This window comes from Flavobacterium cryoconiti (genome assembly GCF_048158645.1).
Classification (GTDB): domain Bacteria; phylum Bacteroidota; class Bacteroidia; order Flavobacteriales; family Flavobacteriaceae; genus Flavobacterium; species Flavobacterium cryoconiti.
This window is the reverse complement of record NZ_JBLNKW010000007.1, coordinates 62,550-80,091: the sequence shown is the minus strand read 5'-3', so window position 1 is coordinate 80,091 and position 17,542 is coordinate 62,550. Positions and strand designations below refer to the sequence as shown.

Below are 17,542 nucleotides of genomic sequence, written 5' to 3'. Positions count from 1 at the left end.
TTTTTTTGTCAAAATATATTATGATAATTGACTCATTTGATACCCTCTAAACAATTTATTATCTTTTATTTGCCAAATTGTTATAAAATGTGCTAATAACATTTCTTCTCTTGGATTTTCTATTGTTTTTACAAAATGAGAATAACGTACCGAAATTAAATCTTTATCTGCAATAATATGGCTTACTCTAACTTTAGAACGAACATAAGCTTTGTTTAAATCATTAGCTAAATTGAGTAAAGATTCATAATTGAGTTTAATAAATCCTTTACTGCTATTCCATTCAACGATTACGTCTGGATGCAAAAAATCTTTCATCACTTCACTATCAATTAGAGCATCAGATTTATAAAATTTCTGAACAATTTCTTTAGCAGACATATTATTTTAGTTTATTTAAAATTTCTGGTATTTTTTTAATATTGGCCAGTTGTTTCAATTTTTCTCTTGATTCTTCAATTGGTGTTCCAAAATAAGACTTACCACCTTCTACTGATTTTGTAACTCCTGTTTGACCAAGAATAACAGCTTTTGCTCCTATCGTGATTCCGCTAGTAGTTCCTACTTGCCCCCAAATCGTAACTTCATCTTCAATAATTACGCAACCTGCAATTCCAGTTTGTGATGCAATCAAACATTTTTTTCCAATCACAGTATCATGACCTACATGTACCTGATTGTCAATTTTTGTACCTTCGCCAATAGTAGTATCACCTGTAACTCCTTTATCAATGGTACAAAGGGCACCTATTCCCACATTGTCTTTAATGACCACTCTTCCACCTGAAAGCAATTGATCGTATCCTTCGGGACGTTTTTTATAATAAAAAGCATCCGCACCCAAAACCGTTCCTGCATGAATGATTACATTATTTCCAATTACGGTATAATCATAAATTGATACATTGGAATGGATTAAACAATTTTCTCCAATAACAACATGATTTCCAATAAAGCTATTAGGCTGAATTACAGTCCCTGAACCTATTGAAGCTGAAGAAGCTATTGAAATATTGGAAAATTGAAAAGGTTTGAAATAATTCGTTAATTTATTGAAATCTCTAAATGGATCATCCGAAATCAGCAATGCTTTTCCCTCTGGACATGCTACATTTTTATTTATTAAAACTATAGTAGCCGCTGAATTTAATGCTTTATCGTAATACTTGGGGTGATCTACAAAAACTATATCTCCAGATTCGACAACATGAATTTCATTCATTCCCGAAACAGGAAAATTAGCATCACCAACATATTCACAGTTGATAATATTTGCAATTTCTTCTAAAGAGTACCCTTTTTGGAATTTCATAAATTTAGTTTTTAGTCCCAGTTTTCAGTCTTCAGTTTTCAATCGTTATTGACACGAAATGCCTACTGCGACTAAAAACTGAATACTTAGTCCTGCAAACTATTCCTTAACACGTTCCATGTAAGAACCTGATGTAGTATCGATTTTAATTTTGTCTCCTTCATTGATAAACAAAGGAACATTTACAGTTGCACCCGTTTCAACAGTTGCTGATTTTGTTGCATTTGTAGCAGTATTTCCTTTAATTCCTGGTTCCGCATAAGTCACTTCAAGAATAACAGATGCTGGCATATCTACAGAAAGAGGTAAATCAGTTTCTGTATTGATACTTACCATTACATTTTCTCCTTCTTTTAATAAATCTGGTGAATCTAAAATGTTTTTATTTAAAGTTATTTGTTCGAAAGTCTCTGTATTCATAAAATGAAATTCATCACCTTCTGGATATAAAAACTGAAATTTATGGTTTTCTACTCTGACTTCTTCAATTTTATGGCCCGCAGAAAAAGTGTTGTCCAATACTTTTCCGTTAGTCAAACTTCTAAGTTTTGTTCTAACAAAAGCAGGACCTTTTCCTGGTTTTACGTGAAGAAATTCAATGATTTTGTAAATATCGTTGTTGTATTTAATACACAATCCGTTTTTAATATCTGATGTAGATGCCATTTTATTGTTTATTTTTTTCCCCACCTCGACCCTCCCCGAAGGGGAGGGAGAATAGATGGAAATGTGTTACTTATTATTTTAAATTATTATTTTATTTTGTATCATACTATATTTTTTTACAATATAGTTACGGTTACACTCCCTTCCCTTCGGGGATGGCCGGTTTGGGGACTAATAATTCCCTGAATATCCTTTCATTATTCCCCTTGACGAATTTCTGATAAAATCAATAATTTCATCTCTTTCCGTAGTAGCTTCCATTTCAGCTTCGATAATATCTAATGCCTGAGAGGTATTATAATTTTTCTGATATAGAATTCTATAGATATCTTGGATTTCTCTGATTTTTTCAGTTGCAAAACCACGTCTTCTTAATCCAACAGAATTAATTCCAACATATGATAAAGGTTCTTTAGCCGCTTTTGTATAAGGCGGAACGTCTTTTCTTACCAAAGAACCACCTGAAATCATCGCATGATCTCCTATACTAATAAATTGATGAATTGCTGCCAAACCACCAATAACTGCAAATTTACCTACTGTAACGTGACCAGCCAAAGCTACTCCATTAACAATAATAGCATTATCACCTATGTGACAATCGTGAGCTATGTGCGCAGTTGCCATTACCAGACAATTATTACCTAAGGTAGTTTGTCCGGATGCTATTGTGCCTCTATTGATGGTTACACACTCTCTAATGGTACAATTATCTCCAATTATCGCTAAAGAATCTTCTCCTCCAAACTTCAAATCCTGTGGAACCGCCGAGATTACCGCACCAGGGAATATATTACAATTCTTTCCAATTCTTGCGCCTTCCATAATGGTAACATTCGAACCTATCCAAGTTCCATCTCCAATAACTACATTATTATGAATGGTTGTAAAAGGTTCAATGACTACATTTTTGGCGATTTTAGCGCCAGGATGAACATATGCTAATGGTTGATTCATCTGCTTTTTTGTTTTTATATTTATTAGAGAAAAAATAAATTACTTGCTCTTTTTCAAACTAAGTAATAATTTTTTAATCTAAATCTATTGTTTTTTGGCAATTTGCGCCATTAACTCTGCCTCAGCAACTAGTTTACCATTTGCGTAAGCATTCGCTTGCATATGACAAATTCCTCTTCTGATTGGTGTTATTAAATCACATTTAAAAATTAAAGTATCACCAGGTAACACTTTATGTTTAAATTTGACATTATCAATTTTCATAAAATAAGTCAAATAATTTTCTGGATCTGGAACCGTACTCAAGACAAGAATTCCACCAGTTTGAGCCATAGCTTCAACAATTAAAACACCTGGCATAACTGGAGCTTCCGGGAAATGTCCAACAAAGAAATTTTCATTCATTGTTACGTTTTTCATGCCAACAACATGACTTTCAGACATTTCTATAATTCTGTCAATCAATAAAAATGGAGGTCTGTGTGGAAGAACAGCCATAATTTTATGGATATCCATTAATGGTTCTTGATGTAAATCATAAACAGGAACAAAATTTCTTTGTTCGATTTTTATAATTTTAGCCATTTTTTTTGCAAATTGAGTATTTACAAAATGTCCTGGTTTATTGGCAATTACTTTACCTTGAATTCTAGTTCCTATTAAAGCTAAATCACCTACCACATCAAGCAGTTTATGTCTAGCTGCTTCATTTGGATAATGTAAAGTAAGATTATCTAAAATGCCATTTGGTTTAACGGTTATTTCATCTTTTCCAAAGGCGATTTTTAAATTTTCCATGGTAGCTACCGATATTTCTTTATCTACATATACAATGGCATTATTCAAATCACCTCCCTTAATTAAACCATTTTCTAACAATGATTCTAATTCATGCAAAAAACTAAAGGTTCTAGACTCCGATATTTCAGTTTTAAAATCAGAAATACTTTTCATCGTAGCATTTTGGGTTCCTAAAATTTTAGTACCAAAATCCACCATAGCAGTAACAGAATAATGATCGTTAGGCATCACTAAAATTTCACTTCCAGTAGCTTCATCAGTAAAAGAAATAACTTCTTTTACCACATATACATTTCTTTTAGCACTTTGTTCTTCTATTCCGGCTTCCTCGATAGCAGCTACAAAATACTTAGACGAACCATCCATTATAGGTAGCTCAGATGCATTTAATTCAATAATGACATTGTCCAAATCGCAACCAATTAATGCAGCTAAAACATGTTCAGGTGTTTGGATTTTCACCCCTAGTTTTTCTAAATTGGTTCCTCTTTGTGTGTTTACAACATAATTTGCATCAGCCTCAATAATAGGTTGCCCTTCTAGATCTACTCGAACAAAAGTGAAACCATTATTGACTGGAGCAGGTTTAAAAGTCATTGTAACTTCTTTTCCTGTGTGTAATCCAACTCCAGTTAGTGAGATTTCTGTTTTGATGGTCTTCTGTTTAACCATTTTTTCCATTTTTTTGGTTTAATATTTGTTTTTTTAATTCTTCTATTTCCGCAACAATTTTAGGTAAATTCTTGAAATGAACATAGGATTTACTAAAATCGTTGTAACCAAATGCAGGGCTTCCTTGCAAGACTTCATCATCTTTTATATTCCTTCCTACACCTGATTGAGCTTGAATTCTAACATTATTCCCAATGGTCAAATGTCCTGAAATTCCTACCTGACCACCAATCATACAATTTTTGCCAATTTTTGTGGAACCCGCAACACCAGTTTGAGCAGCAATTACAGTATTCTCACCAATCTCGACATTATGCGCAATCTGAATTTGATTGTCAAGCTTCACTCCTTTTCTTATAATTGTAGATCCCATCGTAGCCCTATCAACAGTAGTACAAGAACCAATGTCGACATTATCTTCAATAATAACATTCCCTATTTGTGGAATTTTAGTATAGGTACCATCTGGATTTGGTGCAAAACCAAAACCATCCGCACCAATAATTGCTCCTGAATGTATTGTACAATTTTTACCAATAACGGTCTCCGAATAAATTTTTGCACCAGCGAATAATATTACATTATCGCCCACAACAACATTATCTCCAAGGAAACAATTAGGGTAAATTTTTACATTTTCTCCTAAAACTACATTTTGACCAACATAACTAAAGCTGCCAAGATATAAATTATCCCCATATTTTACACTTTGTGAAAGGAATGACGGTTGCTCAATCCCCGTTTTATTTAATTTTACTTGATTGTAAAATTCTAATAATTTTGAAAATGAAGCATAAGCATCTTGCACCTTTATTAAGGTAGTTGTAATCTGCGATTCAGGTACAAAAGTGTCATTAACAATTGTTACTGTAGCTTTTGTAGTATATATGTAATTAAGATATTTAGGGTTTGATAAAAAAGTAAGTGAACCCTCGGCACCTTCTTCGATTTTAGACAATCTAAAAACTTCTGCCATGGGATTCCCAACAACTTCTCCTTCTAAAATCCCTGCTATTTGTTCTGCTGTAAATTTCATTGCGACAAAAATATAAAAAAATAGATTTTAAATGTTCATTTTATACAAGTTGTTTTGGGAAACATATATAATATTTAGTCACCAATTTAGATAACGATTTTAAATTCAGCTGATCAGAAGATTCTATAACGTCTTCAATTGTTCTGTCTTTTTTCAAAATCCGTATGGGTTCCGCTTCTTTACTGTAGGCTTGGTTCTTTATTTTACCTTTAAAGATAAAATAATTAGTCTCCAATAAAGAAATATTATTTTCCAATGCGAAGCGTTCTTTTAAAGGTTGCAACTCTTCAATATCAACTTTTTCGCTGGTTAATTTTATTTTTAATAAATCTCTATTAACTATCATTTTACTCAATGATGACAATATAAAATCGTCCTGTTTTTGCCAAGATTTTAAAGCACTAATGATATCAAAATCATCTAATTGAGAAAATAAATCCAAATTTTCAGTATCAAAAGTGTCTAAGGTAACTCTATTTTGCATAAAAAACAGCAACGGCTCACTACAAGGCAATTGGATTCCTTTTAATGTTAGTTCTTTGGCACGTTTTAAGACTTTCGTCAAAATCAACTCTGCTACTAAACTAGTCTTGTGCAAATACGCCTGCCAATACATTAAGCGTCTGGACATCAGAAACTTCTCTACAGAATAAATCCCTTTTTCTTCAATAACTAAAAAATCATCCACCACATTCATCATTTGAATCAGTCGTTCTGAATTGACATTTCCTTCTGCCACACCCGAATAAAAACTGTCTCGTTTCAGGTAATCCATTCGGTCCATGTCTAATTGGCTCGAAATCAATTGCAACATAAATTTCCTGTCATATTCTCCCCTAAAAACCTGAATGGCTAAACTCAACTGACCGTCGAATTCAACATTCAATTGGTTCATAAATAACAATGATATTTCTTCATGATGAACATCTTCAACAATGCTTTTTTCCATCGCATGCGAAAATGGTCCGTGACCTATATCGTGTAATAAAATAGCAATATACAACGCATTTTCCTCTTCTTGAGAAATCAAAACACCTTTAAAACGCAATACGTCAACTGCTTTTTGCATCAGGTGCATACAACCTAAAGCATGATGAAAACGAGTGTGATTCGCTCCTGGATAAACCAAATATGATAAGCCCATTTGGGAAATACGGCGCAGACGTTGAAAATAAGGATGCTGAACTAAATCGTAAATTAAGGCGTTGGGGATGGTAATAAACCCATAAATGGGATCATTGAATATTTTTAGCTTATTGATTTGACTCACTATAACTTTATTTTTTTGGTGAACAAATATAAGGAAATTAGATTTTAAAACAGAAAACGTTTGTTAGAACGATTTTGAATCAAATAAAATAGACGTTCCAGTTCGAACAAATACTAAAAAAGGAGAGTTTTTAGCTCTCCTTTCATTGTTTTTAAAGTTTTCTAATCCAGATATTTCTGAATTGTGTTTTGCAACCATGTTCTTGCAACGCAATTACATCTTCACCATGTGATAGCGGATAATTATGTAAACCAATATAAAGTGTCAGTCCACTTATGGTAGCATTATTTTGAACTAAAACGCCATTATGCAAAACTGTTATTCTTGCCGGAGCATCTAGTCTTCCATCAGCTTTAAAACGCGGTGCGGTATAAATAACATCATACGTATTCCATTCTAAAGGCGCTTTCATGGCATTCACCAAAGGCGGTACATCTTTATAAATACTTCCGGCTTGACCATTGCTATAAGTTCTGTTGTTATAAGAATCCAATACTTGAAGTTCGTACCTGTTTTGTAAAAATATACCACTGTTCCCTCTCCATTGTCCACCATCAACAACTGCATCTGGCGCACTCCACTCCACATGCAATTGACAATCTCCAAATTGCATTTTAGTTTGAATGGCTCCTGAACCTGGCACGACTTCCATATAATCCTTATCAACTATTTTCCAAGCGGCTGGTTGTGTTACGTCTTTTTGACTCACCCATTGATCTAAGTTTTTACCGTCGAATAACACAATTGCATCTGAAGGAGCGTCACCCATTTTTTTAGCTGGTGTTATTACTTTTACCTGCGGTTCCCAAATCTCAGTCATTTCGGGTTTCATAGTCATTGGCGACACGACTGGTGGCGTGTTCACATAATCATGTTGTGCCATAGCAACAGTCACAGAAAACAAAGCGATACTTAAAAAATAGTTACTAATTTTATTCGATTTCATAAATAATTTGGTTTAGTTTCATAAAAGTATAAATTTAGAATAAAATCGTTCTGTTTTACATACAGTTGTAAAAAAATATTTTTTTTATACAAATGTCAAAATATAGCCCAGCATGGAACCGCCCAAAACTATAAAGGCACTATTTATTTTCTTGTATTTAAAATTGATTAAAACACTTAGAATAGCAATTAAAATGGTTCGCCAATCTGTAATTACATCCGAACCCATCTGAAAACAAATAGCAACAATAATGGCTATGGAAGCCACATTTACTGCATCAAGAAATACCGAAAATGGTTTTGAATTCCTCATTTTTTTAACCAATGGATTTAGCAAGGCGACAAATAGAAAGGAAGGCAAAAAGATTCCAATTGTAGCAACAATTGCACCTGATAATCCATTCATTTGATACCCGATAAAAGTTACCGATGAAAATACAGGGCCGGGTGTGAACTGCCCTACTGCAATAGCATCGATTAATGTTGTTCTGGAAAGTAACCCTTTTGAAACTAATTCGGCATCGAGGAAAGCAAATAACACATAACCGCTTCCGTATAGTATTGCTCCAATTTTTAGAAATACCAGAAATAAATTCAAGTTTGTTGTTGAAACTACAGTTGTTTTTGAAAGTTGAAACAGTGAAATTGGAATAAAATTATTCGTATTTATAGTATAATTCCTGATAGATGAAATTAATAACGCAACAATTCCTGCTCCAAACATGATATAGATTTGATTGTAATTTAGAATTGCCAACACAACAGTTATCAATCCAATTATTCCTAGTTCAAGTGTTTTTAAAGATTTCTTGGCAAGCGGAAAAATAGCCATTAGTATTATTGCAATAATGGCCGGTTTTATTCCATAAATGAAAGGGTGCATTTCTGGAAGTTGTCCGTATTTTTTATAAAGCCAAGCGAAACATCCCGTTATTAAAACAGCAGGAAAAATAAAGCAAAAACCTGCCACAATCAAGCCTTTCCATCCCGCTCTTTCGTGTCCGATGTGAATCGCCATTTCGGTGCTGTTGGGTCCGGGAATTAAATTAGTGGCTCCAATTAAGTCAAGAAAATGCTGTTCGCTAATCCACTTTTTTTTAACAACCACTTCTTCCTGCATCATTGCAATATGAACCGCAGGACCACCAAAACCAATTATTCCAAGTTTCAAAAATAGTTTGGCAAGTTCTTTTACTCTATTTTCGTTCATTTAATCTAAAATCTTGATTACTAAAAGGAGGAGTTTCTGGAATTTTGATCACATTGTATTCGTGTTTGGTTTCTTGATGACACGTATTGCACGAATTAGTCAAATTTATATAATCTTTTTGAAATGCCTTTTGATTTTTTTGCTGAATCGAATTACTGATGCTGGCCATTGCGGAGTCAATTATTCCCAGTGATTTTGTCTCTGGCCTGTCCTTACAATATTGTTGTATTCCTACTAAATTCTCTTTGATTTCGTTAATTTCAAAATCAGCCAATTTCCAATTTTTATTTTGTCCTGCAAACCAAAGCTTGGCATGATGAATTTGTATATTACTCATAAATTCCCCAAAACCCGGTTTATAGGTTTCTGAAAGCTTGATTTCTAAACTGTCGATACGATTTTGCAACAATTGGTTTTTCTCAATTGGTTTATTGCATGAAAAAAAGAGAACTGATAAAACAAGAAATAAACTATTTTTCATACTTAAGAATTTTTGAAGATTAAAATACAAAGACAGGATTTTTATTCTTGTACATTAAAAAAGATTTTTATAATTATTTCACAAAGAAATTACCAACCTTTATAGTAAGATTAAAATTGTTACTCTACATTAGAATTGTGGTTAAAACAACCGCAATCAATACTCCTCATCTTCATCTAATTCTGATTCCTTTCTAATTGTAGTATCCGTATTAAAAAATTTGGTTACGTCTTTTTTATCCTTATTATTCTTTTTAATTAAATATAGAATTAAAGCAATTGCACCAACCAAAACTACAGCTATAATAATCCAATTTAGTTCCATTGTTTTATGTTTTTTGTAAAATTACATAAATATAAAACCAATTGAATTTTTGAATATTATAAAATGATTAAACCGTAAAAGCAGTAGTTCTCATTTCTTATAAATAACAAGCTCTTCTTTGTTATTGACAATATCTATTCTTTATTGTTTAATACAATTTTAAACTTTTCAATTTGTCTTCTATGACGTAAAACATGTACGATTGCATGTTCTATCAATTGTTCAATGTCATACAATTGTTGCCAAGAAGTCATTATTTTTTCGGTATTATCCAGTTCTTCCAGATCACTATCACTTAAATTGGCTAATGTATTATAGGTAAATTCAAGAACGTTATCCAGATCTTTTGTGTATTCAACTATTGACGTACGATTCACTTTTTTCGGTCGTTTACTATTTATGTTTTTCGAATTTTGAATGTAAATACAATACGAATATCCTGAACTTACAACATGTGAAAGTATAGTTTGAATTGATTTGCAGTCCGTATTCTGAGTTTCATTATCTATTACAAATACTAAGGCCTTTTCTGAAATATCTTGAATTACATGCTGCAATTCATTAATTGCTTTTTTATATTCGGCAAGTAAAGCATGAACTGCATTTTGGTTCTTTTTTTTCATTCATTTGTAATTTTATTTTTTTTTTAAGTTTGGTAATTCCAATTCTCGTCCGAGCTTCCGATCATGGCTCTACTATCGTTTTCAACAATCATTTTTTAATGATTTTATCGTTTTCAAAAGTCTCTTGATATTCTACTTGATCGTTTCTGTTATACCTAATAAAAGAACCATTTTTCTTACTATTTTTGAAATTTCCAACTTGCCAAAGTTGCCCGGTCTCCCGATAAAACAGCCACTCTTCTTCCATCAGTCCATTAATAAAAGTACCTTTTGCTTTCACTTTTCCATTTTTGAAAAAATAAGTCAATTTATCCCCAACTAACTCATGGGTTATTTGTCCGTTTACGTAGTGTTTTTTATCTAACATTTGAATCAAATTTTATTATTTATTTGAGAATTGGTCTAAACCCAAATGATACCAAGAATCCTATTAATTAACAATGTTGCCTTTTTCATTTCAACCTATTTTTAATGTTAATCGTTTCGCTATTTTTGTTTACAAATAATAGTTTCTGATGCCGATTTGAAATCTGTGCCTACTAACACAAGTACATTTCTAATTGCTAAATATTGAATTGCTAACTAATCTTTGAGGACCAAAAAATTTCGCACTATCAAACCGTAGACATATCGTGGCAGTCGAGTAATTTTTCAGTTAATAAGTTTTTAATTTTTAATAAATTTGTTTTTAAATGTTTTGCCCTCTGACATTATTTGAATTAAGTATATTCCTTGTTTTAATAGTTGAACATTTAATTCTGTCGAATTATTATTTTGTTTTAATACTATTTTCCCATTTAAGTTAGTAATTATCACTTTGTTTATGAATTTATTGTTATTGTTTTTAAAATGAATTATATCTTTTGCTGGATTTGGGTAAATTGAAAAAATATTATCATCTTCTAATTTTTCTATTCCTAAATTAGCGCAATTAATATTAATTGGCGAATTAGTATTTGCTGTTGTACCATTACCCAATTGACCATAGGCATTCCAACCCCATACCCATAATGTTCCATCCGTTTTTATTACAGTATTGTGTTCCCATCCTTGACTAATCGTTTGTAAATCAATAATATTTACAATTTTTGTCGGAACATTTTTATCAATATTTGTTCCGTCTCCCAATTGACCACTATAGTTATATCCCCAAATCCAATCAGTACCATCAGATTTTCTACCAATGTTGGTATCTAAACTCGAAGAAATAAATTGCCAGTTTGTATCTATTCCTATCTTAGTAGGAACAATTTTATTGATTTTTGTACCATCACCTAATGCCCCATAAGAATTGTCACCCCAAGTCCATAAAGTACCGTCAGTTCTTAGTGCAGCCGAAAAATTTCCTCCAGCTGAAATGCTTAACCAATCAGTATTAGTGCCAATTTGTGTTGGAATATATCTTGGCGTAGAAGTTTGTCCATTTCCTAATTCTCCAAAATCATTACTACCCCATGCCCATAAAGTACCGTTCGTTTTTAATGCGAGGGAATGAGTTAATTTTGTTGAAATAAATTGCCAATCCGTTTGAGATCCTATTTGAGTTGGAACATTTCTATTTATAACAGAACCGTCACCCAATTGACCATCATTGTTTTTACCCCAAGCCCACAAAGTTCCATCCGTTTTTAATGCGATGGAATAATCTAAACCTGAAGACACATAGTTCCAGTTGGTATCATTTCCTATTTGCACAGGTGTGTTTTTGTCAATAAAAGTCCCATCACCTAATTGCCCTGAGCTATTCCATCCCCAAGCCTATAAAGTACCATCTGTTTTTATCGCAATTACAAATTGTTCCCCTAAAGAAATCCTTCTCCAATTATTATCTGAATTAATTTTTGTTGGAATTAACCTATCTGTATTAGTTCCATCACCCAATTGACCACGCAAATTCTTGCCCCAAGCCCATAAAGTGCCGTCGGTTTTTATAGCAGAAGTGTTTCTGTAAGATGCAGCCACAGATTGCCAACATTGTGCGTAATTAAAGCAAGTAGTTAATAAAGCCAATAATAAAAGAGGTAATTTTTTCATAGTTTTTTATAGTTTTTTATTTTTAGAATAATCTCATTAACGTATGGCTACGACTTTAAGCGGTTTAGGATTAAATTAAACCTGTTAGCTACTTGGCATTATTCTATTTTTTTTAGTAGTAATAATTAAAACTCCCGCTTCTCCAAAATTTCCATAAATATTAATACCTTTTTTTTTGTCAATTGCTATTATCTTTTCAATTTCATTTTTCAATAATGGAAGTTTTTCCTTTTCTAAATCTTGAAAGCGATATGGTATTCCATCAAGTACAATAATTTGGTTGATTTGTAATAATTTTATTTTCAGCAAGTTTTGTAATTGAATCTGAAAGATATAGTTTTTCTTTTCCTACATCCTGTAATTAATATCTGTTTTGCGAATACATTGAAAAAGATAAAAGTGAAATAATGGCGAAAGTAATGTTTTTCATAAATTAAATTTTAGTCATTCTATTTAACCTACAACTTGTATATAGTTGACAAAATCATCACTACATATCCATTTTTGATTAACTTGTTGCGCTAAATGCCCGTTTTAATACTTTCACGAATTTATAAAAAAACAACTTCAAATAATCAAAAGTTCCATTTATTTCCTGAAACTTTTCTTACCTAAATAGTAGTTATAAAAGCCAACCTTTATCGAAGCTGCGTGAGGGATGGAAGTGGCATCCTTTCCTTTTTTCTTTAAAAAGGAAAGATACAGCGTACAGCCCGACCCGGAGGGAGTTTACGGAGGATGGGTCACGCCCGGAAACAATTTCAATGCAAAAAATTCTTATCTTTGTTTAGGAATACGAGCAACTATTGCGCGAAAAATTATCATAATATTAGCAACTAACCGTTGCAAAAAACAGTAAATTGGCACTTTCAATTACTACTTTTGAACACTTGTTAATACGAATTATGGATAAAATAAAAATACTTTGGGTGGATGATGAAATCGACCTTTTAAAGCCACACATATTATTTCTGGAAAAGAAAAATTACGAAGTCACTACTTGCAATAACGGTCGTGATGCGGTTGATATTTTTGAGGAAAACAATTTTGATATTGTTTTTCTGGATGAAAATATGCCTGGAATGAGCGGTCTGGAAACGCTGTCGGAGATGAAAGAGAAAAAATCTTCGGTTCCCATGATTATGATTACCAAAAGTGAGGAGGAATACATTATGGAGGAAGCGATTGGCTCTAAAATTGCCGATTATTTGATCAAACCCGTAAATCCAAATCAGATTTTGCTGAGTTTGAAGAAAAATCTGGATCATTCCCGGTTGATTTCGCAAAAAACAACGTTGGATTATCAGAAGGAATTTCGAAAAATTACCATGGAAATGGCAATGGTGAATTCTTATGAAGACTGGATTGAATTGTATAAAAAATTGATTTTTTGGGAACTGGAATTGGAGAATATCAACGATCAAAGCATGGTTGAAATTTTGGAATCCCAAAAAACGGAAGCCAATTCGCAATTTGGAAAATTCATTGAGCGCAATTATGAAGATTGGTTTAAACCAAAAGCGGATAAGCCAGTGCAATCGCACACTTTATTTAGAGAATTAGTGGTTCCTGAAATTGTTAAAAAAGACAAACCAATTTTGTTTGTGGTGATTGATAATTTGCGTTACGATCAATGGAAAGCTTTCGAAAGTGTTGTGAGTAATTATTATAAACTGGAAAAAGAAGTTCCGTATTATGCGATTTTGCCAACGGCTACACAATATGCAAGAAATGCCATATTCTCTGGTTTGACGCCACTTGAAATGGAAAAACAGTTTCCGCAATATTGGAAAAATGATCCGGAAGAAGGCGGAAAAAACTTGTATGAAGCAGAGTTTTTATCAGCACAGTTGAAACGTTTGGGATTGCATATCAAGGAAGATTATTTCAAAATCACGAATCTTGCCGGAGGTAAAAAACTAGTTGAAGGTTTTAAAGCGTTGAAAAATAATGATTTGGTTACCGTGGTTTACAATTTTGTAGACATGCTTTCGCACGCCAAAACTGAAATGGATGTAGTAAAAGAACTTGCTTCCGACGATAAAGCATATCGCTCACTGACACTGAGTTGGTTTAAAAATTCTCCGCTTTTGGAAATTATCCAACAGGCGCAGAAAATGGGTTTCAAGTTGATTTTGACTACGGACCACGGAACTATAAACGTGAAAAACCCATCGAAAGTGGTGGGTGATAAAAATACCAGTTTAAATTTGCGTTACAAAACTGGACGCAGTTTGACTTACGAACACAAAGATGTTTATGCAGTGAAAGAACCAAAAAATATTGGTTTGCCAACGATAAATATGAGTAGTTCTTATATTTTTGCAAAAAATGATTTGTTTTTAGCGTATGTCAACAATTACAATCATTATGTGAGTTATTATAAAAATACATATCAGCACGGTGGAATTTCATTGGAAGAAATGATTATTCCGTTTTTAGTTTTTAATCCGAAATAGGAAGTTTTCAGTCACAGTTTTCAGTTTTTGGATCAACCTTAAACTTTAAACTTTAAACAAATTTATAAGAATGAATGTTATTTTTTCTTTAGATCAACTCGAGCAAGTTGCACAAAAAATCATAGCCAAAAACCCAAAAAAAGTAATTCTTTTTCATGGAGAAATGGGCGTTGGCAAAACCACTTTAATCAAACAATTGTGTAAAACTCTTGGAGTTATAGGAGCTACAAGCAGTCCAACTTTTTCTTTAGTTAATGAATATCAAACCACTAACAATCAAATCGTTTATCATTTTGATTTTTACAGATTGAATCATGAAGTTGAAGCGTTAGACATGGGTGTGGATGATTATTTGTATTCCGGAAATTGGTGTTTTATAGAATGGGCGGAAAAGATTCCAAATTTGATTCCTGAAGCCCATTCCGTGATTACGATTGAACTACTTCCTGACGGAAAACGTACTTTAGAATTAAGATAAAATAATTACGTATGAGTTTAGAAAATACAGTTGAAATTATTCCTTTTACCACAGCTTTAACAGAGCCTATAAAAACCTTGAATATAGAATGGCTAAAGAAATATTTCAAGGTAGAGCCCAAAGATGAAATTGTATTATCTAATCCCCAAGGCGAAATTATCGATAAAGGCGGAATGATTTTTTATGCAAAATACAATGACGAAATCATAGGCACGGTTTCTTTAATAAAAATAGATGAAACCACATTTGAATTGAGTAAAATGGCTGTTACAGATGGGGTTCAAGGACTTGGAATAGGAAAAAAACTGATGGTCCATTGTATTGATGTCGCTGAAAAGGAAAGTATTAAAAAGCTTATTTTATATTCGAACAGAAAATTACTGCCAGCAATCCATTTGTATGAAAAATTTGGTTTTGTAGAAATAGCTCTAGAAGACGGCATTTACGAAAGAGCCGACATAAAAATGGAAAGAATCATCCGCTAATTTTAAATTTTAGCATCAACACATTTTCCAGTACTTCAATTGTCTTTTTTTAAAACTTTTTCCGTAAATTGTACCCTAAATTTTACAGCACTAATGCCAATAACAATAACACCATTTACTAAACAGCAGTTATTACCTCAAGAAGAAAAACTCGAGATACGGAGACGAAAAAGCGAACTTTTTATTGGTATTCCAAAAGAAACCAGTTATCAAGAACGCCGTATTTGTCTGACTCCTGATGCTGTAAATACACTTACTTATCATGGTCATCGAGTAATGATTGAAGCCGGTGCAGGTGAAAGTTCAAGTTATACCGACAAAGAATATTTTGAAGCGGGAGCCGAAATTACTAATGATACCAAAAAGGTATTTAGTTGTCCCATGATACTTAAAGTAGAGCCCGCTACCCTAGCCGAAATTGAAATGATGAATCATGAAGCCATTCTGATATCAGCAATTCAATTGAAAACTAGGAAAAAAAACTATTTTGAGGCTTTAACCAAAAAGAAAATAACCGCACTTGCCTTTGAATATATAAAAGATGAAGACGGAACCTATCCAGCAGTCAAATCATTGAGCGAAATTGCAGGAACAGCCTCTATTTTAATTGCAGCCGAATTAATGATTACCAATGAATTTGGAAAAGGATTATTATTCGGGAATATTACTGGCGTTGCTCCTACTGAAGTTGTTATTTTAGGTGCAGGAACCGTTGGAGAATTTGCCGCTAGAACCGCTATTGGCCTGGGCGCAACGGTTAAAGTATTTGATAATTCGATCACCAAACTCCGCCGACTGCAAAATAATCTGAATCAGCGCGTTTTTACTTCTACCATTCAACCTAAATCTTTACTGAAAGCATTGAGACGATGCGATGTCGCTATTGGCGCCATGAGAGGCATGGAACGTTGCCCGGTAGTAGTGACAGAAACTATGGTAGAATACATGAAAAAAGGAGCCGTTATCGTAGATGTAAGCATTGATACCGGAGGTTGTTTTGAAACTTCGGAAGTGACTTCACATGAAAAACCAACCTTTATCAAAAATAATGTTTTGCACTACTGTGTACCCAATATCCCTTCCCGTTATTCAAAAACAGCTTCATTATCCATTAGCAATATCATCACTCCTTATTTATTGCAAATTGCTGAAGATGGCGGAATTGAAAGCGCTTTGCGATGCAATAAAGGATTGAAAAATGGAGTTTATCTCTATCATGGAATCCTTACCAATAAAGCAATTGGCGATTGGTTTGATTTACCTATTAACGACATCAATTTAATTGTTTTTTAAGCAAACTTTCTTTTACCTTTGCCAAAAATTTAAAACATGAAATTCGTACATCGTTTTGCTTATTATCTTATTGGTTTAATATTAGGATTGTTTTTTGTAGCCGCTATTTTTAGTGGAAAAGATACCCGTTGCAATTATTTTCCAAATGCAAGAGTATTGAATGACTTAAGAAACAAACCCTTTAATTATTCTGAAAAAGCTTCCCAAATATTAGCCGAAAAATGGATTGATACCATTGATATAAAAAACACGTTGCAATACGGTGATGTTGACTTTGACAAAAGCAATACCGAATTTCGTAAAGCTAAAGTATACGTGATTGAAGGCAAAACCTTGAAAGGGCAAGAAATTATTCTAAAAATAAAAAACGAAGAAGACAAAGCTACTTTAGAAGATATTGTAAAAAAATAGACACTTTAATTATTGTTATTTAAGACTTAATTCTACAAATAACAATATTTCAATTTGGGCGTGACCCTACGTAAAAACTTCGGGT

21 protein-coding genes and 1 pseudogene are annotated in these 17,542 nt (G+C 32.8%); 5 read left to right on the top strand and 17 right to left on the bottom strand.

Going from position 1 to position 17,542, the window contains the following annotated elements; genetic code table 11:
- Positions 1-18: 18 nt before the first annotated feature.
- The 17 genes and pseudogenes from ACM55H_RS11300 to ACM55H_RS11220 all read right to left on the bottom strand — a co-directional run bounded on the left by ACM55H_RS11300 (position 19) and on the right by ACM55H_RS11220 (position 12,640).
- Complete coding sequence (locus tag ACM55H_RS11300) at positions 19-381, bottom strand: nuclear transport factor 2-like protein (protein WP_416836588.1); 363 nt, start codon at positions 379-381, stop codon at positions 19-21.
- 1 nt (position 382) lies between these two features.
- Positions 383-1,312 carry a UDP-3-O-(3-hydroxymyristoyl)glucosamine N-acyltransferase gene (locus ACM55H_RS11295; protein WP_416836587.1) on the bottom strand — a complete coding sequence of 310 codons (930 nt, stop codon included), beginning with the start codon at positions 1,310-1,312 and terminating at the stop codon, positions 383-385.
- A 99-nt stretch (positions 1,313-1,411) separates the two neighbouring features.
- Entirely contained in the window at positions 1,412-1,978 is a 567-nt protein-coding gene (efp, locus tag ACM55H_RS11290; RefSeq protein WP_416836586.1) for an elongation factor P, read from the bottom strand.
- Positions 1,979-2,149: 171 nt separating this feature from the next.
- A complete protein-coding gene (gene lpxA, locus ACM55H_RS11285) occupies positions 2,150-2,935 on the bottom strand; it encodes an acyl-ACP--UDP-N-acetylglucosamine O-acyltransferase (protein WP_035672295.1) in 786 nt (261 codons plus the stop codon).
- An 84-nt stretch (positions 2,936-3,019) separates the two neighbouring features.
- Positions 3,020-4,408 carry a bifunctional UDP-3-O-[3-hydroxymyristoyl] N-acetylglucosamine deacetylase/3-hydroxyacyl-ACP dehydratase gene (locus ACM55H_RS11280; protein ID WP_416836585.1) on the bottom strand — a complete coding sequence of 463 codons (1,389 nt, stop codon included), beginning with the start codon at positions 4,406-4,408 and terminating at the stop codon, positions 3,020-3,022.
- Positions 4,401-5,444, bottom strand: coding sequence for a UDP-3-O-(3-hydroxymyristoyl)glucosamine N-acyltransferase (lpxD, locus tag ACM55H_RS11275; RefSeq protein WP_416836584.1), 1,044 nt, complete (start codon positions 5,442-5,444; stop codon positions 4,401-4,403). The genes ACM55H_RS11280 and lpxD overlap by 8 nt, the downstream gene beginning before the upstream one ends.
- 40 nt (positions 5,445-5,484) lie before the next feature.
- A complete protein-coding gene (locus ACM55H_RS11270; protein WP_416836583.1) occupies positions 5,485-6,714 on the bottom strand; it encodes an HD domain-containing protein in 1,230 nt (409 codons plus the stop codon).
- 151 nt (positions 6,715-6,865) lie between these two features.
- Entirely contained in the window at positions 6,866-7,660 is a 795-nt protein-coding gene (locus ACM55H_RS11265) for a 3-keto-disaccharide hydrolase (protein ID WP_416836581.1), read from the bottom strand.
- 84 nt (positions 7,661-7,744) lie between these two features.
- A complete protein-coding gene (gene chrA / locus ACM55H_RS11260) occupies positions 7,745-8,869 on the bottom strand; it encodes a chromate efflux transporter (protein ID WP_416836580.1) in 1,125 nt (374 codons plus the stop codon).
- Positions 8,856-9,350, bottom strand: coding sequence for a hypothetical protein (locus ACM55H_RS11255; protein ID WP_416836579.1), 495 nt, complete (start codon positions 9,348-9,350; stop codon positions 8,856-8,858). The genes chrA and ACM55H_RS11255 overlap by 14 nt, the downstream gene beginning before the upstream one ends.
- Before the next feature lie 156 nt (positions 9,351-9,506).
- On the bottom strand, positions 9,507-9,674 hold the full coding sequence (locus ACM55H_RS11250) for a hypothetical protein (protein ID WP_416836578.1): 168 nt from the start codon (positions 9,672-9,674) through the stop codon (positions 9,507-9,509).
- 134 nt (positions 9,675-9,808) lie between these two features.
- The gene (locus ACM55H_RS11245) at positions 9,809-10,297 is read right to left on the bottom strand and encodes a DinB family protein (protein WP_416836577.1); all 489 of its coding nucleotides are present in this window, start codon (positions 10,295-10,297) and stop codon (positions 9,809-9,811) included.
- A gap of 88 nt (positions 10,298-10,385) precedes the next feature.
- Positions 10,386-10,664 carry a toxin-antitoxin system YwqK family antitoxin gene (locus ACM55H_RS11240; RefSeq protein ID WP_416836576.1) on the bottom strand — a complete coding sequence of 93 codons (279 nt, stop codon included), beginning with the start codon at positions 10,662-10,664 and terminating at the stop codon, positions 10,386-10,388.
- A gap of 299 nt (positions 10,665-10,963) precedes the next feature.
- On the bottom strand, positions 10,964-11,179 hold the full coding sequence (locus ACM55H_RS17915; protein WP_465245466.1) for a T9SS type A sorting domain-containing protein: 216 nt from the start codon (positions 11,177-11,179) through the stop codon (positions 10,964-10,966).
- A 60-nt stretch (positions 11,180-11,239) separates the two neighbouring features.
- Positions 11,240-12,043, bottom strand: a pseudogene (locus ACM55H_RS17910) (RCC1 domain-containing protein); the annotation flags it as partial.
- Between the two features lie 12 nt (positions 12,044-12,055).
- Positions 12,056-12,331 carry an RCC1 domain-containing protein gene (locus ACM55H_RS11225; protein WP_416836575.1) on the bottom strand — a complete coding sequence of 92 codons (276 nt, stop codon included), beginning with the start codon at positions 12,329-12,331 and terminating at the stop codon, positions 12,056-12,058.
- Between the two features lie 84 nt (positions 12,332-12,415).
- A complete protein-coding gene (locus tag ACM55H_RS11220; protein ID WP_416836574.1) occupies positions 12,416-12,640 on the bottom strand; it encodes a hypothetical protein in 225 nt (74 codons plus the stop codon).
- 596 nt (positions 12,641-13,236) lie between these two features.
- Between ACM55H_RS11220 and porX the strand changes: the two genes are divergently transcribed.
- The 5 genes from porX (at position 13,237) to ACM55H_RS11195 (ending at position 17,457) form a co-directional block, all read left to right on the top strand.
- On the top strand, positions 13,237-14,790 hold the full coding sequence (porX, locus tag ACM55H_RS11215; RefSeq protein WP_039108168.1) for a T9SS response regulator signal transducer PorX: 1,554 nt from the start codon (positions 13,237-13,239) through the stop codon (positions 14,788-14,790).
- 70 nt (positions 14,791-14,860) lie between these two features.
- Positions 14,861-15,268: a tRNA (adenosine(37)-N6)-threonylcarbamoyltransferase complex ATPase subunit type 1 TsaE gene (gene tsaE / locus ACM55H_RS11210; protein WP_416836573.1), complete on the top strand. Its 408-nt coding sequence runs from the start codon at positions 14,861-14,863 to the stop codon at positions 15,266-15,268.
- Between the two features lie 11 nt (positions 15,269-15,279).
- The gene (locus tag ACM55H_RS11205) at positions 15,280-15,753 is read left to right on the top strand and encodes a GNAT family N-acetyltransferase (RefSeq protein WP_416836572.1); all 474 of its coding nucleotides are present in this window, start codon (positions 15,280-15,282) and stop codon (positions 15,751-15,753) included.
- 93 nt (positions 15,754-15,846) lie between these two features.
- Entirely contained in the window at positions 15,847-17,046 is a 1,200-nt protein-coding gene (locus ACM55H_RS11200; RefSeq protein WP_416836570.1) for an alanine dehydrogenase, read from the top strand.
- Positions 17,047-17,082: 36 nt separating this feature from the next.
- Positions 17,083-17,457 (top strand): DUF4258 domain-containing protein, encoded by a 375-nt coding sequence (locus tag ACM55H_RS11195; RefSeq protein ID WP_416836569.1) that lies wholly within the window; start codon positions 17,083-17,085, stop codon positions 17,455-17,457.
- The last annotated feature ends 85 nt before the right edge of the window (positions 17,458-17,542 follow it).

Excerpts from the sequence above, each read along its gene's own strand:
- ACM55H_RS11300 (WP_416836588.1), bottom strand. The coding sequence starts at position 381 with ATGTCTGCTAAAGAAATTGTTCAGAAATTTTATAAATCTGATGCTCTA.
- ACM55H_RS11295 (WP_416836587.1), bottom strand. The coding sequence starts at position 1,312 with ATGAAATTCCAAAAAGGGTACTCTTTAGAAGAAATTGCAAATATTATC.
- efp (WP_416836586.1), bottom strand. The coding sequence starts at position 1,978 with ATGGCATCTACATCAGATATTAAAAACGGATTGTGTATTAAATACAAC.
- lpxA (WP_035672295.1), bottom strand. The coding sequence starts at position 2,935 with ATGAATCAACCATTAGCATATGTTCATCCTGGCGCTAAAATCGCCAAA.
- ACM55H_RS11280 (WP_416836585.1), bottom strand. The coding sequence starts at position 4,408 with ATGGTTAAACAGAAGACCATCAAAACAGAAATCTCACTAACTGGAGTT.
- lpxD (WP_416836584.1), bottom strand. The coding sequence starts at position 5,444 with ATGAAATTTACAGCAGAACAAATAGCAGGGATTTTAGAAGGAGAAGTT.
- ACM55H_RS11265 (WP_416836581.1), bottom strand. The coding sequence starts at position 7,660 with ATGAAATCGAATAAAATTAGTAACTATTTTTTAAGTATCGCTTTGTTT.
- chrA (WP_416836580.1), bottom strand. The coding sequence starts at position 8,869 with ATGAACGAAAATAGAGTAAAAGAACTTGCCAAACTATTTTTGAAACTT.
- ACM55H_RS11255 (WP_416836579.1), bottom strand. The coding sequence starts at position 9,350 with ATGAAAAATAGTTTATTTCTTGTTTTATCAGTTCTCTTTTTTTCATGC.
- ACM55H_RS11250 (WP_416836578.1), bottom strand. The coding sequence starts at position 9,674 with ATGGAACTAAATTGGATTATTATAGCTGTAGTTTTGGTTGGTGCAATT.
- ACM55H_RS11245 (WP_416836577.1), bottom strand. The coding sequence starts at position 10,297 with ATGAAAAAAAAGAACCAAAATGCAGTTCATGCTTTACTTGCCGAATAT.
- ACM55H_RS11240 (WP_416836576.1), bottom strand. The coding sequence starts at position 10,664 with ATGTTAGATAAAAAACACTACGTAAACGGACAAATAACCCATGAGTTA.
- ACM55H_RS11225 (WP_416836575.1), bottom strand. The coding sequence starts at position 12,331 with ATGAAAAAATTACCTCTTTTATTATTGGCTTTATTAACTACTTGCTTT.
- porX (WP_039108168.1), top strand. The coding sequence starts at position 13,237 with ATGGATAAAATAAAAATACTTTGGGTGGATGATGAAATCGACCTTTTA.
- tsaE (WP_416836573.1), top strand. The coding sequence starts at position 14,861 with ATGAATGTTATTTTTTCTTTAGATCAACTCGAGCAAGTTGCACAAAAA.
- ACM55H_RS11205 (WP_416836572.1), top strand. The coding sequence starts at position 15,280 with ATGAGTTTAGAAAATACAGTTGAAATTATTCCTTTTACCACAGCTTTA.
- ACM55H_RS11200 (WP_416836570.1), top strand. The coding sequence starts at position 15,847 with ATGCCAATAACAATAACACCATTTACTAAACAGCAGTTATTACCTCAA.
- ACM55H_RS11195 (WP_416836569.1), top strand. The coding sequence starts at position 17,083 with ATGAAATTCGTACATCGTTTTGCTTATTATCTTATTGGTTTAATATTA.